At 65.4% G+C, this 13107-nt stretch carries 10 protein-coding genes; all 10 read right to left on the bottom strand.

The window, feature by feature from the left end; all coding sequences use genetic code 11:
* Positions 1-9: 9 nt before the first annotated feature.
* Complete coding sequence (gene cysW / locus ABFG95_RS22270; protein ID WP_049072367.1) at positions 10-909, bottom strand: sulfate ABC transporter permease subunit CysW; 900 nt, start codon at positions 907-909, stop codon at positions 10-12.
* Complete coding sequence (gene cysT, locus ABFG95_RS22265) at positions 906-1796, bottom strand: sulfate ABC transporter permease subunit CysT (RefSeq protein ID WP_064526926.1); 891 nt, start codon at positions 1794-1796, stop codon at positions 906-908. The genes cysW and cysT overlap by 4 nt, the downstream gene beginning before the upstream one ends.
* Before the next feature lie 24 nt (positions 1797-1820).
* Positions 1821-2801, bottom strand: coding sequence for a sulfate ABC transporter substrate-binding protein (locus ABFG95_RS22260; protein WP_231133015.1), 981 nt, complete (start codon positions 2799-2801; stop codon positions 1821-1823).
* 273 nt (positions 2802-3074) lie between these two features.
* The gene (locus ABFG95_RS22255) at positions 3075-3716 is read right to left on the bottom strand and encodes a peroxiredoxin (protein ID WP_006388282.1); all 642 of its coding nucleotides are present in this window, start codon (positions 3714-3716) and stop codon (positions 3075-3077) included.
* 153 nt (positions 3717-3869) lie between these two features.
* Complete coding sequence (locus ABFG95_RS22250; RefSeq protein WP_348994947.1) at positions 3870-5696, bottom strand: acyl-CoA dehydrogenase; 1827 nt, start codon at positions 5694-5696, stop codon at positions 3870-3872.
* Positions 5697-5857: 161 nt separating this feature from the next.
* A complete protein-coding gene (gene aspT / locus ABFG95_RS22245; protein ID WP_278991577.1) occupies positions 5858-7561 on the bottom strand; it encodes an aspartate-alanine antiporter in 1704 nt (567 codons plus the stop codon).
* 37 nt (positions 7562-7598) lie between these two features.
* Positions 7599-9413 (bottom strand): bifunctional aspartate transaminase/aspartate 4-decarboxylase, encoded by a 1815-nt coding sequence (locus ABFG95_RS22240; RefSeq protein WP_278991578.1) that lies wholly within the window; start codon positions 9411-9413, stop codon positions 7599-7601.
* A gap of 98 nt (positions 9414-9511) precedes the next feature.
* Positions 9512-11203, bottom strand: a complete 1692-nt coding sequence (gene aspT, locus ABFG95_RS22235; RefSeq protein ID WP_049072359.1) for an aspartate-alanine antiporter — start codon at positions 11201-11203, stop codon at positions 9512-9514.
* Between the two features lie 199 nt (positions 11204-11402).
* Positions 11403-12332: an electron transfer flavoprotein subunit alpha/FixB family protein gene (locus ABFG95_RS22230; RefSeq protein WP_175144360.1), complete on the bottom strand. Its 930-nt coding sequence runs from the start codon at positions 12330-12332 to the stop codon at positions 11403-11405.
* A gap of 1 nt (position 12333) precedes the next feature.
* Positions 12334-13083 carry an electron transfer flavoprotein subunit beta/FixA family protein gene (locus ABFG95_RS22225; protein WP_006388274.1) on the bottom strand — a complete coding sequence of 250 codons (750 nt, stop codon included), beginning with the start codon at positions 13081-13083 and terminating at the stop codon, positions 12334-12336.
* Positions 13084-13107: the final 24 nt, after the last annotated feature.

The raw sequence follows: 13107 nt of genomic DNA, 5'->3' as shown, positions 1-13107 counted from the left end.
CCGGCCGCGTCAGGCGACGGCCGGCTTAATGGCCGTCGCCGGCCCGGGATACTCGACCGGCAGCTCCGCCGCCTTCAGGTAGCGCGCGTTGCGCCACTCGACCACGTTCTTGGCCACCAGCGTCACCAATGCCAATAGCGCCAACAGCGAGGCCACCGCGAACGCCGCCGAATACTGGTATTCGTTGTAGAGAATCTCCACATGCAGGGTCATGGTGTTGGTCAGGCCGCGGATCTGGCCCGACACCACCGACACCGCGCCGAACTCGCCCATGGCGCGCGCATTGCACAGGATGGCGCCGTACAGCAGGCCCCACTTGATGTTCGGCAGCGTCACCCGCCAGAAGATCTGCCAGCCGTTCGCGCCCAGCGTCAGCGCGGCCTGTTCTTCCTCGCTGCCCTGCGCCTGCATCAGCGGAATCAGCTCGCGCGCGACGAAGGGAAAGGTCACGAACAGCGAGGCCAGGATGATGCCGGGCACGGCGTAGACGATCTTCAGGTCGTGCGCCTGCAACCAGCCGCCGAACCAGCCCTGGGTGCCGAACAGCAGCACGAACACCAGGCCGGCCACCACCGGCGACACCGAGAACGGCAGGTCGATCAGCGTGATGAGGAACTGCTTGCCGCGGAACTGGAACTTGGTGATGGCCCAGGCGGCGGCCACCCCGAACACCAGATTGACGGGCAAGGCGATCGCCGCCACCAGCAAGGTCAGGCGGATCGCGGCCAGGGCGTCCGGCTCGACGATCGCTTCCAGGTAGAGCGCCCAGCCTTTGCGGAATGCTTCGTAGAACACCGCGGCCAGCGGCACCAGCAGAAACAGCGCCAGAAAGCCCAGCGCCAGGAACAGCAGAATGCCGCGCACCCAGCGCGGCTCGGTCAGGTGGGCGGGACGGTCAACAAAGCTCATGCCTGTCTCCCCAGGCCGCGACGGGCCTGCCAGCCCTGCAGCAGATTGATGACGAAAAGCAGCACGAACGACAGCACCAGCATCACGGTGGCGATGGCGGCGGCGCCGGCATAGTCGAACTGCTCCAGCTTGGCGATGATCAGCAGCGGCGTGATCTCGGACACCATCGGCATGTTGCCGGCGATGAAAACCACCGAGCCATACTCTCCGACGGCGCGGGCGAACGCCAGCGCGAAACCGGTCATCAGCGCCGGCAACAGCGTCGGCAGCAGCACGCGGCGGATGGTCTGCCAGCGATCTGCGCCAAGGCTGGCGGCGGCCTCCTCGATTTCGCGCTCGATGTCTTCCAGCACCGGCTGCACCGTGCGCACCACGAACGGCACGCCGATGAAGATCAGCGCGATCACGATGCCCAGCGGCGTGAACGCCACCTTCAGGCCGAACCAGTTGGCCAGCGGCGCGCCCAGCCAGCCCTTTTCGGCGTACAGCGCGGTCAGGGCGATGCCGGCCACGGCGGTGGGCAGCGCGAACGGCAGATCCACCAGCGCATCGAGGATCTTCTTGCCGGGAAAGCGGTAGCGCACCAGCACCCAGGCCACGATGGTGCCGAACACCAGGTTCACCAGCGCCGCCAGCAGCGAGGCGCCGAAGGTGAGCTGATAGGACGCCAGCACCCGTGGCGCCGTCACCGCGTCCCAGAAGCCCTGCCAGCCCAGCGAGGCGCTCTTGATCGGCAGCGCCGCCAGGGGAATCAACACGAGCACGCTCAGGTACAGCACCGCGTAGCCCATGGAAATGCCGAAACCGGGCAGCACGCCCGGGCTGTTGCGCCGAACGGCAAAAGGCGCCTGCGCGCCCTTTGCCGTCGGAATCGAGGCTGAAGTCATGGCCGTCGTCCGCTGGTTGTCCGCTTACTTCTTCTGCGGCTGGTAGATCTGGTCGAAGGTGCCGCCGTCGCTGAAGTGGTCCTTCTGCGCCTTGCGCCAGCCGCCGAAGATCTTGTCGTCGATGGTCACCAGCTTGACCTTGGGGAACTTGCTTTCGTACTTGGCGGCCACGGTCTTGTCGATCGGCCGGTAGTAGTTCTTGGCAATGATCTCCTGGGCCGCCGGGGTATAGAGGAATTCCAGGTAGGCCTGGGCGGCGGCGCGGGTGCCCTTCTTGTCGACGATCTTGTCGACGATGGCCACGGGCGGCTCGGCCAGGATCGACAGCGACGGCACCACGATGTCGAACTTGTCCGGGCCCAGTTCCTCCAGCGCCAGGAAGGCTTCGTTTTCCCAGGCCAGCAGCACGTCTCCCACGCCGCGCTCGACGAAGGTGGTGGTGGCGCCGCGGGCGCCGGTATCGAGCACCGGCACGTGCTTGAGCAGCTCGCCGACATAGGCGCGCGCCTTCTCTTCGCTGCCGCCGTTCTTTTCCAGCGCGTAGGCCCAGGCGGCCAGATAGTTCCAGCGTGCGCCGCCCGAGGTCTTGGGATTGGGCGTGATCACCTGCACGCCGTCCTTGACCAGGTCGTCCCAGTCCTTGATGTGCTTGGGATTGCCCTTGCGCACCAGGAACACGATGGTCGAGGTGTAGGGCGAGCTGTTTTGCGGCAGGCGCGCCTGCCAGTTCTCGGGCAAGAGGCCGCGGTCGGCGATGGCATCGATATCGTAGGCCAGCGCCAGCGTCACCACGTCGGCTTCCAGGCCGTCGATGACCGAGCGCGCCTGGCGGCCGGAGCCACCGTGCGACTGACGGATGGTCAGGTCGACGTTGGCTTTTTCCTTATACTGCTTGATAAAGGCGTCATCGATGGCGCGATACAGTTCGCGCGTCGGGTCGTACGACACGTTCAAAAGAGTCTGCTTCTGCTGCGCCTGCGCCGGCGCGATCGCGGCGAGAGACATCGTCACTGCGGCCAAGGCGGCCAACCATCCGGCTTTCCTGAAAGACATTCCCTGCTCCCTTCGCGTGTTTGGCAATGTGGAAGCAAGTTTGCCGGGGGCCTGTTCTGAACGGAACGAATCATTCTTTGATTGCTCATCGCTCCCAGGCATATAGCGCGGCCGCCGCCCCCTGTGAAAAAGCCGCGCATTCCCAGGGAATACGCGGCTTTGCGGGTGGCTGGCGCCAGAATCCGGGCAAGCGGCGACGCACCGCCTTGCGCACGGATTTCTTATTTACTTATTCGGTTGGGGAGTAATGCGCAGATAGGGACGCACCGCCTTGTAGCCCTTCGGGAACTTCTGTTTGATCACCGCTTCGTCCTGCAGCGACGGCACGATGATGACGTCGTCGCCGTCTTCCCAGTTGACGGGCGTGGCCACGCTGTGGCTGTCGGTCAGCTGCAGCGAGTCGATGACGCGCAGGATCTCGTTGAAGTTGCGGCCGGTGCTGGCCGGATACGTGATGATCAGGCGCACCTTCTTGTTCGGGTCGATGATGAAGACCGAGCGCACCGTCAGGGTGGCGTTGGCGTTCGGGTGGATCATGTCGTACAGCTCGGATACCTTGCGGTCCTTGTCGGCCAGGATAGGGAAATTGACCTTGGTCGACTGGGTGTCGTTGATGTCCTCGATCCACTTGGTGTGCGAGTCGGTGCCGTCCACCGACAGCGCCAGCACCTTCACGTTGCGCTTGGCGAATTCGTCGGCCAGCTTGGCGGTGTAGCCCAGCTCGGTGGTGCAGACAGGCGTGAAGTCGGCCGGATGCGAGAACAGCACGCCCCAGCTATTGCCCAGATACTCATGGAAACGGATCGGGCCGGCGGAGGATTCCTGTTCGAAATCGGGCGCGGTGTCGCCCAGGCGTAGATGGCTCATGGTGTCTCCTGCTTGCGGATTCGGGTTACGGAATCGACCGGCCGCCAAGTCCGGGGGCCGGCCTGAAAAACGTTTCGGCGGCGGCCTGTGCCGCCCCTGGAAACGATTCTTCCATCAAACCTGTTGCAGGGGAAATACGCAAGACATATAACCTTATGCAATATTCGCGGCCGCGCCGCAGGCGTCCGCCACCACGCCGGCGCGCACCGCCGCCGATAGCGCCAGGGCGCGCGGCAGAATGTGAGCGGCGTAGAACAATCCGGTCGCCAGCTTCTCGCGATGGAACGGATCGGTTGATCCCCCCGCCAGGTGCCGGCGGCACGCCAGCACCGCGCGCGCCATCTGCCAGCCGCCATGCACCACGCCGGCCAGCATCAGATACGGCACGCTGCTGGCGTATACCGCGCGGATATTCGCCGCGGATTGTTCAAGGATGAATGCCACGCCCGATTCATAGGCCTGGATGGCGCTGTCGAGGTTGTCGCGCAGCAAGCGCAGGCCGTCGCGGTCGGCGGCGGCCGCCCGCGATGACTCGGCCTCGACCGCCCGCAAGGTCTCGCGCATGGCCGAGATGGCGGCGTAGGCGGTGGCGCCGCCATCGCGCTGCGTCTTGCGGCTGACCAGGTCGTTGGCCTGGATCGCGGTGGTGCCCTCGTAGATCGGCAGGATGCGCGCGTCACGGTAATACTGCGCGGCCCCGGTCTCCTCGATATAGCCCATGCCCCCATGCACCTGGATGCCGAGCGAGGCTACCTCCACCGCCGATTCGGTCGAGAAGCCCTTGACGATGGGCACCATGTATTCGTAGAACGCGCGGTTGCGGGCGCGCTGCTCGGGATCCGGGTGATGCGTGCCTTTGTCGTGCGCGGCGGCGGTCACGTACGACACGGCGCGCGCCGCCTCGGTGAGCGCCTTCATGGTCAGCAGCATGCGCTGCACGTCCGGATGGCGCGCGATCGCGACCGCCGCGGAGGAACCTTCCACCGCCCTGCCCTGCACCCGTTCGCGCGCATAGGCCAGCGCGTGCTGGTAAGCCCGCTCGGACACGCCGATGCCCTGCTGCCCGACCGAATAGCGGGCCGCGTTCATCATGATGAACATGTATTCCAGGCCGCGATTCAACTCGCCCACCAGATAGCCGACCGCGCCCTCGCCCGCCTCGCCCTTGCCCGAACCGTACAGCAGCACGGCCGTGGGACTGCCATGGATGCCCAGCTTGTGCTCCAGCGAGGCGCACCAGACGTCGTTGCGCGCGCCCAGGGCGCCATCGGCGCCGACCAGGAACTTGGGCACGATGAACAGCGAGATGCCCTTGACCCCGGGCGGCGCGTCCGGCGTGCGCGCCAGCACCAGGTGGATGATGTTCTCGGCCAGGTCATGCTCGCCGTAGGTGATGAAGATCTTCTGACCCGACAGGCGATAGCTGCCGTCCTCCTGGCGCACCGCGCGCGTGGCCACCTGGGCCAGGTCCGAGCCGGCCTGCGGCTCGGTCAGGTTCATGGTGCCGGTCCATTTACCGCCGATCAGGTTGGGCACGAACGTCTTGCGCTGTTCTTCCGAGCCGACGGTGAGGATGGCCTCGATCACGCCGTCGGTCAGCATCGGGCACAACGAAAACGCCAGGCTGGCGGCCTGGATGTTTTCGCCAGGCGCGGCCGCGACCAGCTTGGGCAGCCCCTGCCCGCCCCAGGCCTGCGGATGCTGCAATCCCTGCCAGCCGCCGGCCGCGTAGTCCTTGAATCCCTGCGCGTAGCCTGGCGTGGCGGTGACCTGGCCGTCGTTCCAGACCGGCGGCCGCGTATCGCCGGGTACGTTCAGCGGCGCGATCGCCTGTTCGACGAAGCGGCCGTTCTCTTCCAGGATGGCGTCCACCAGATCGGGCGTCACCTCTTCGAATCCGGGCAGTTTGAGGACATCGTCCAGGCCGGCCAGTTCCTTCAGCGCGAAGCGGAAATCCTGCAGCGGGGTAAGGTAGGGCATCTTGTCTCCATGAGCCTGCGCCCGTGACGGCGGGGGCGGCGGGGTGCGATGGGATGCCGCCTTGGGCGACACGCATGGCGCGGTCGATGGCGGTCTCGGTAGTTTCCCTAGCCTATGTTAAACCCTGGCTCCGCCTCATGGGGCAACGCGCGCTGCCGGACTCATCCGCCGAGATGATGCGCCAGCGACACAATGATCGGTCCCAGCACCGGCAACAGCACGTTGGCGATGGCGTAGGTCACGGTGTAACCCAGCAACGGCACCGCGCTGCCGCTGGCCCCCAGGATGGCGCTGATCGCCGGCGTGCTGACGTGCTGGCCCGCGATGGCGCCGACCAGCAGCGGCCCCTCTATCTTGAGTATCTTGTGCCCGACCCACAGCGACAGGCAGGCCGGCCCGAGCGATACCAGCAGGCCGATCAGCGGCAGCACCGCGCCGTGCTCGCGGATCAGCGCCACCGCCTCCGGCCCGGCCGACAGGCCGACGCAGGCGACGAACACCGCCAGCCCCAGATCCTTGAGCAATTGCACCGCCTGGTCCGGCATGTGCCCCAATGCGGGCCGCTTGGCGTTGATCCAGCCGCACACCAGGCCACTGACCAGGGCGCCGCCACCGCTGCCCAGCGACACCGGAATGCCCCAGAGGCGTGCCCCCAGCGCGCCGATCATCAAGCCCGCGAGAATGCCGAAGGCCAGGAACACCAGGTCGGTCACGCCGCTGCGCCGCAGTTCGTTGCCCAGCCCTGCGCCGGCCTGCGACAACTCGGGCTCGGCGCCCACCAGCGTCACCAGGTCGCCATACTGCACCACGGTGGCAGGCGTGAGCGGCAGCATGTGACCGGACCGCTGGATCGACTGCAGGAACACGCCCCGCGCCCGCTGCGCGCGCGGCCCCTTGGCCAATTCGCCCAGGGTGCGGCCATTGGCCGTCTTCCTGTTGACGATGACCTGCAGCTCGGCCAGTTGCAGGTCATCGGCATGCGCCTCCGGCAACTGGATCTCCGGCCCGACGACCGAGCCGGCCCGCAGCGCGAAGCGGCGCAGGCCCAGCACGACGACGATATCGCCAGTGGCCAGCCGGTCCTCGGGCGTGGGCGCGATCGCCTCGCCATTGCGCAGGATTCGGCTGATGGCGGTGCGTCCGCCCAATTCGGCTTCGACCTCCCCCACCGTCCTGCCGTCCGCGTCCTTGACCACGTGCGAGCGGCCCACCAGCCGCGGCAGGGTCGGAAGCAGGTTCTCGTCGGGCTCGCCCGGTCCCCCGCCCAGTTTTTCCTCAAGCGCTTTCGAGGCTTCGCGCAGGTTGATGCGCAACAGGGCCGGCGCCACCTGGCTGGTGAAGAACACGATGCTGATCAGGCCCACCAGATAAGTCAGCGTGTAGGCGGTGGCGATATTGGCCTCCATGCGCTGCACGTCGGCGTCGGGCAGACCCAGGTGCTTGAGCGCCTCCGCCGCGGTCCCGACCACGGCCGACTCGGTTGCCGCCCCGGCAGCCAGTCCAGCCGCCGTGCCCGCGTCCAGCCCGAACAGCGGCACCGCCAGCAGCACGATGGTCAGCACCAGCAGCGCCTCGATGATGGGCAGCACGATGTAGCGCAGGCTGGACCGGTTCAGGTTGGCGAAAAACTGCGGTCCGCCCGAATAGCCCATGGCGAAGATGAACAGGGCGAACGCGACCTCCTTCAGGTCGCCGCGCATCTGGCAACCGGTCTGGCCGATCAGCAGGGCGACGATGAGCGTGCCGCACACGCCCCCGAGCTGGATCGGCCCGACCTTGAGCTTGCCGATCAGGTATCCCAACCCCACCGTCAGAAACAGCACCGCGATGGGAACGTTATTGAAAAACCCGACTGAGCACGTCATGAGGTCATGTCACCCTGGATCTGGCGGACGATGGCGGCTACTTCGCCCCTTTGGTGGCGGAACGCTCGGCCTTGGCGGCCTGCTTGACCGCCTGCTTCACCGCCTTCTTGGCGGCTTGCTTGCCGGCGGCCTTGCGCTTGGCGGCGGCGGGCTTGACCTTCTGGCCCTTGCCGGCGGTCGGACCCGAACGCACCAGTTGGCCGGCCTTCCAGGCCTCGACGTACTCCGTGGCGGCCTCGACCATATGCTTGCCGATCTTGGAATAGTCGCCATCATCCAGGTTGGCCAGGGAAATGCGGATCGACCACGGCGGGCCGCCGAAGCCGCCGCCATCCATGAGCACCACGCCGGATTTCTCGGCCAGGCGGAACAGGAAGTCGACCGGCTCGTAGTTCGACGCCATGTACTTGCAGAAGGCGTCGCCATAGGTGTTCTTGGCCCACACCATGAAGTCCAGTTCGACGTAGTACCAGCCACGCATCGGATCTTCCGGCGGCAACGGCGCCCCCAGGCCACGCCACAACGCATCGCGGCGGGCGCGCACGATCTGCATGGTCAGGTGTTTGTACGCGTCCTTCAGGTCCAGCAGATGAGATAGCGCGAAAAAGCCCATCTGCACCTGCTGCGGCAACGACAGGCCGGCGGTGTGGTTCAACGCCACATTGCGGCTGTCGGCCACCAGCCGGTCGATGAACTTGAGCTTCTCGGGCTCCATGGTCATGGCGCCGTAGCGCTTGTTCAGCCGGTTTTTCCAGGATGCCGGCAATTCGGCGATGCGGCGGTCCATGGTGTTCTTCTCGTGGGTCGCGATCACGCCCAGGCGCCAGCCGGTGCAACCGAAGTTCTTCGAGAACGAATATACGCAGATAGTGTTGTGCGGCACCTCGGCCATCAGCGAACGGAAGTTGGGCACGAAGGTGCCATACACATCGTCCGTCACCAGCACCAGGTCCGGATTCTTGCGGATCAACCCCACGATCTGTTTCATCTCTACCGGGCTGAAAGCCACCGACGGCGGATTGCTGGGATTGACGGTCACCGCCAGCTTGATCTTGGGGTTCTCCAGCTTGGCGATTTCCGAGGCGGGATAGTGCCAGTCGTGGGTGCCATCAGCGCGCACGCTGCTGGCATTGATAGCGACAATCTTGAACTGGAAGCGCTCCAGATGCGCGATCTCGATATACGGCGTGAAGGTCGGCAGGAACAGCGCAATGGTGTCGCCCTGCTTGAGCAGGCCGTTCTGCATCAGCGAATCGAAGATGTAGCACATGGCCGCCGTGCCGCCTTCGACCGGGAACAGGTCGAACTTGCCCTTGGGCGGACGGCCATCGCACATTTCCTTGATCAGGTAATCGTGCAGGATCTGTTCAAGGTGCACCAGTGCGCGCGGCGGCACCGGATAGTTATCGCCGATGATGCCGTCGGTCAGCTCGTGGATCCACTCATCCGGCACGAAGTTCTTGACCTTCACGCCATACTCCAGGACGCCGGCCAGGAAGTCCGCTCCCTCCGCGCCCTTGTTCTTGGACAGGAACTTGCGCAGGCGGTCGGCGCAGCCCTTCTTGGGCGGCATGCCCGCCAGGATGACGTCGTCGCGCACCCGGCGCGCTTCCTTCATCGCGAACTGGCCCAGCAGAAAGAAAGCGTCGCGCGGCTCGGTGGCGATCCAGTTCGGATTGCCACGCCCGGCGTTCAGCATGGTCAGCACGGCGGTCTGCTGGCTTTCCTTGGCCAACGTGATCAGGTAGTCCTTCAATTCGAAGGGCGACAGTTGCTCCAGGTCGCGCTGGCGCGAACGGGTGGTCTTGAGGGCCGAAGCCAGGCTGACGGTGAGAGGCGCGGTGGAAGCCATTATTCAGTACTCCTGGTTTGCGATTGACAGGCGCTTGCCCGGGGGCGCGGCCCCCGGAATCCGCAGGCCCGCCCGCATGCGCGCGGGCGGGAATCCCGCTAGGTCATGAGCATGACGATGACAATGCCCCAGATGATGAGCAGGGTATTGCCGATGGCGTAGGGCACGGTATAGCCCAGGGCGGGCACCTGGCTCTTCGCGGTCTCGGTGATCTGGCCGATGGCGGCCGTGGTGGTGCGGGCCCCTGCGCACACGCCCAGCACGATGCCCGGGTGGAACTTGAAGACGTAGCGCGCGATGTACACCCCCAGGATCATGGGTACGCTGGTGGCGATGATGCCGGCGATGAACAGCTTGGCGCCGAGCTGCTGGAAGCCCTGCACGAAGCCCGGCCCGGAACTGATGCCCACTACCGCCACGAAGGCCGTCAGGCCGACCGAGGTCAGGAACCAATGCACCGGTTCCGGCACTCGCCCGAAGGTGGGATGCACCGACCGCAGATAGCCGAAGATCAGGCCGGCGATCAGCGAGCCGCCCGAGGTCGACAGCGTGATGGGAATGCCGCCGACCGTCAGCACCAGCGTACCGAACAGGCCGCCCAGCAGGATGCCGAAGCCCACGAACACCATGTCGGTCTGCTCGGTGGCGCGGTCCACGTAGCCCAGCTTGCTAACCACCCGTTCGACGTCGCGCTTGGCGCCGAGGATGAACAGGCGATCGCCCCGGTCGAGCTTCAGGCCCCAGTTGACCGGCATTTCGTGACCGCCGCGCACCACTTTGCGCAGGAACACGCCGCGACCCAGCTCGCGCACCTGTTCCATTTCGGATATTTCCTTGACGGTCTTGCCGGCCAGGTTCTTGTTGGTGAGCACCACCTCGACAATCTCGGCGGGCAGGTTGATCAGGTCACGGTCCTCGACCTCGGTACCGATGATCCCGGCCGCCTGCAGCACCAGCGCGTCATGCCTGCCGGCCACGCCCAGCACGTCGCCGGCCTGCAGCACGGTGGTGGAATCGGCGTCGAGGATCTGGTCGCCGCGGCGGATGCGTTCGATGAATACGCGCGCTTCGACGAAGCGCGATTCAATCTCGCCCACTGTCTTGCCGACGAATTCGGGATGGTCCAGCCTGTAGGCGCGGGAAATGAACTTGCGATAGCCCGACAGCTCCATCGAATCCGCCCCGCCGGACATCTTGGCTTCGTACTCCTTGCACTCCTTGACGATGTCCACGCGCATCAGCTTGGGGCCAAGCGAGGCCAGCAGCCAGGCGCTGCCCACCGTGCCGAAGATGTAGCAGACCGCGTACGCCACCGGGATGCTGTCGATCCATTTCTTCTTGGTGGCCGCGTCGATGCCCAGGCCGTTGATGGTATCGGTCGCCACCCCCATCACCGCCGAAATGGTCTGCGCGCCGGACAGCAGCCCCGCGCCGGTGCCGGCATCGAAGCCGAAGCCCACGGCAGTGCCCCAGGTCACCAGCAGGCAGATGACGCAGATGATCACGGCGAAAATGACTTGCGGCAGGCCATCGCTTTTCATGCCGCGAAAGAATTGCGGCCCGACGCCATAGCCCAGGCCGAACAGGAACAGCAGGAAGAAAACCTGTTTGACGATCGGGGCGATCGTGATATTGAGCTGGCCGACCAGCACACCGACCAGCAAGGTGCCGGTCACCGCCCCCAGGTTGAATCCGAATATCTTCTTGGCGCCTATCCAATACCCCAGCCCGAGGGTAAGGAATATGGCCAGTTCAGGGTATTTCCGCAGAGTGTCAAATAACCATTCCATCCCGAATCTCCTTCGTTATGTACCGGCCAAGCACTTGCGCGAATCCTAGCTGCGCGCGGCATACATTATCAGAATCTTTCCAAAGATCAAAAGATTCCCACTACAAATATCAAATAGTTTCGTTTGTCAGGTGCAATAAAAAAGCCCGCGGACACATAATGTCCGCGGGCTTTTGGCATTAACGCCGGGGCGCGTCGGCTTACAGCGCGCCGGTCAGTTCGGGAACCACCTGGAACAGGTCGCCCACCAGGCCATAATCGGCCACGCCGAAAATCGGCGCTTCGGGATCCTTGTTGATGGCGACGATGACCTTGGAATCCTTCATGCCGGCCAGATGCTGGATGGCGCCCGAGATACCGACGGCCACGTACAGTTGCGGCGCAACAATCTTGCCGGTCTGCCCGACCTGCCAGTCGTTGGGCGCATAGCCGGCGTCGACCGCGGCGCGCGAAGCGCCCAGGGCGGCGCCGAGCTTGTCGGCCAGCGGATCCAGGATCTTGAAGTTCTCGGCGCTGCCCAGGCCACGGCCGCCGGACACGACGACGCGGGCGCCGGCCAGTTCGGGACGGTCGCTCTTGGCGACTTCGCGGCCGACGAAGCTCGACAGGCCGGAATCGGCCACGGCGGCAACGTCTTCCACGGCAGCCGAGCCGCCCTGCGCGGCCACGGCGTCAAAGCCGGTGGTGCGCACGGTGATGACCTTGACCGGGTCGGCCGACTGCACGGTGGCGATGGCGTTGCCGGCGTAGATCGGGCGCTGGAAAGTGTCGGCGGATTCCACGCCGATGATGTCGGAGATCTGAGCCACGTCGAGCTTGGCGGCCACGCGCGGGGCGACGTTCTTGCCCGAGGCGGTGGCCGGGAACAGGATGTGGCTGTAGCCGGAGGCCACGGCCAGCACCTGGGCGGCGACGTTCTCGGCCAGGCCGTCGGCCAGTTGCGGCGCGTCGGCCAGCAGCACCTTGGACACGCCAGCCGCCTGCGCGGCCTGGTCGGCCACGGCACGGGCATTGGCGCCGGCGACCAGCACGTGGACGTCGCCTCCGATCTTGGCGGCGGCGGCGACGGCGTTCAGGGTTGCGCCCTTGAGCTGGGCGTTATCGTGTTCGGCAATAACCAGCGTCGTCATCTCAAACCACCTTCGCTTCGTTCTTGAGTTTGTCCACCAGGGCCGCGACATCGGCCACCTTGATGCCGGCCTTGCGGGCGGGCGGCTCGCTGACCTTGAGCGTCTTCAGGCGCGGCGCCGGATCGACACCCAGTTCTTCCGGGGTGACGGTGTCCAGCTGCTTCTTCTTGGCCTTCATGATGTTCGGCAGCGTGACGTAACGCGGCTCGTTCAGGCGCAGGTCGGTGGTGATGATGGCCGGCAGCTTGAGCGTCAGCGTTTCCAGGCCGCCGTCGACTTCGCGCGTGACCGTGGCCTTGCCATCGGCCAGCTCGACCTTGCTGGCGAACGTGGCTTGCGGCCAGTCCAGCAGCGCGGCCAGCATCTGGCCGGTCTGGTTGGCGTCGTCGTCGATGGCCTGCTTGCCCAGGATCACCAGTTGCGGCTGTTCCTTGTCGACGAGGGCCTTGAGCAGCTTGGCCACGGCCAGCGGTTGCAGTTCGGCGTCGGTCTGGACCAGCACGCCACGGTCGGCGCCGATGGCCATGGCGGTGCGCAGGGTTTCCTGGCATTGCGCAACGCCGCAAGAAACCGCCACGACCTCGGCCACGGCGCCCTTTTCCTTCAGGCGGGTGGCTTCCTCGACGGCGATCTCGTCAAAGGGGTTCATCGACATCTTCACATTGGCGATATCCACGCCGGTCTGATCAGACTTGACGCGCACCTTGACGTTGTAGTCAACGACGCGCTTGACAGGTACCAACACCTTCATCCCGCTGCCTCCAAATGGAAATAA

The organism is Achromobacter sp. HNDS-1 (assembly GCF_040084795.1).
GTDB classification, from domain to species: domain Bacteria; phylum Pseudomonadota; class Gammaproteobacteria; order Burkholderiales; family Burkholderiaceae_B; genus Achromobacter; species Achromobacter ruhlandii.
The sequence above is the reverse complement of the archived record's forward strand: the minus strand, read 5'-3'. Positions and strand labels throughout refer to the sequence as shown.

What these genes read in the sequence shown, in the direction of transcription:
- ABFG95_RS22260 (WP_231133015.1), bottom strand. Translation starts at nt 2,801, where the DNA reads ATGTCTCTCGCCGCGATCGCGCCGGCGCAGGCGCAGCAGAAGCAGACT.
- aspT (WP_049072359.1), bottom strand. Translation starts at nt 11,203, where the DNA reads ATGGAATGGTTATTTGACACTCTGCGGAAATACCCTGAACTGGCCATA.
- cysT (WP_064526926.1), bottom strand. Translation starts at nt 1,796, where the DNA reads ATGACTTCAGCCTCGATTCCGACGGCAAAGGGCGCGCAGGCGCCTTTT.
- ABFG95_RS22255 (WP_006388282.1), bottom strand. Translation starts at nt 3,716, where the DNA reads ATGAGCCATCTACGCCTGGGCGACACCGCGCCCGATTTCGAACAGGAA.
- ABFG95_RS22230 (WP_175144360.1), bottom strand. Translation starts at nt 12,332, where the DNA reads ATGACGACGCTGGTTATTGCCGAACACGATAACGCCCAGCTCAAGGGC.
- ABFG95_RS22250 (WP_348994947.1), bottom strand. Translation starts at nt 5,696, where the DNA reads ATGCCCTACCTTACCCCGCTGCAGGATTTCCGCTTCGCGCTGAAGGAA.
- ABFG95_RS22240 (WP_278991578.1), bottom strand. Translation starts at nt 9,413, where the DNA reads ATGGCTTCCACCGCGCCTCTCACCGTCAGCCTGGCTTCGGCCCTCAAG.
- ABFG95_RS22225 (WP_006388274.1), bottom strand. Translation starts at nt 13,083, where the DNA reads ATGAAGGTGTTGGTACCTGTCAAGCGCGTCGTTGACTACAACGTCAAG.
- cysW (WP_049072367.1), bottom strand. Translation starts at nt 909, where the DNA reads ATGAGCTTTGTTGACCGTCCCGCCCACCTGACCGAGCCGCGCTGGGTG.
- aspT (WP_278991577.1), bottom strand. Translation starts at nt 7,561, where the DNA reads ATGACGTGCTCAGTCGGGTTTTTCAATAACGTTCCCATCGCGGTGCTG.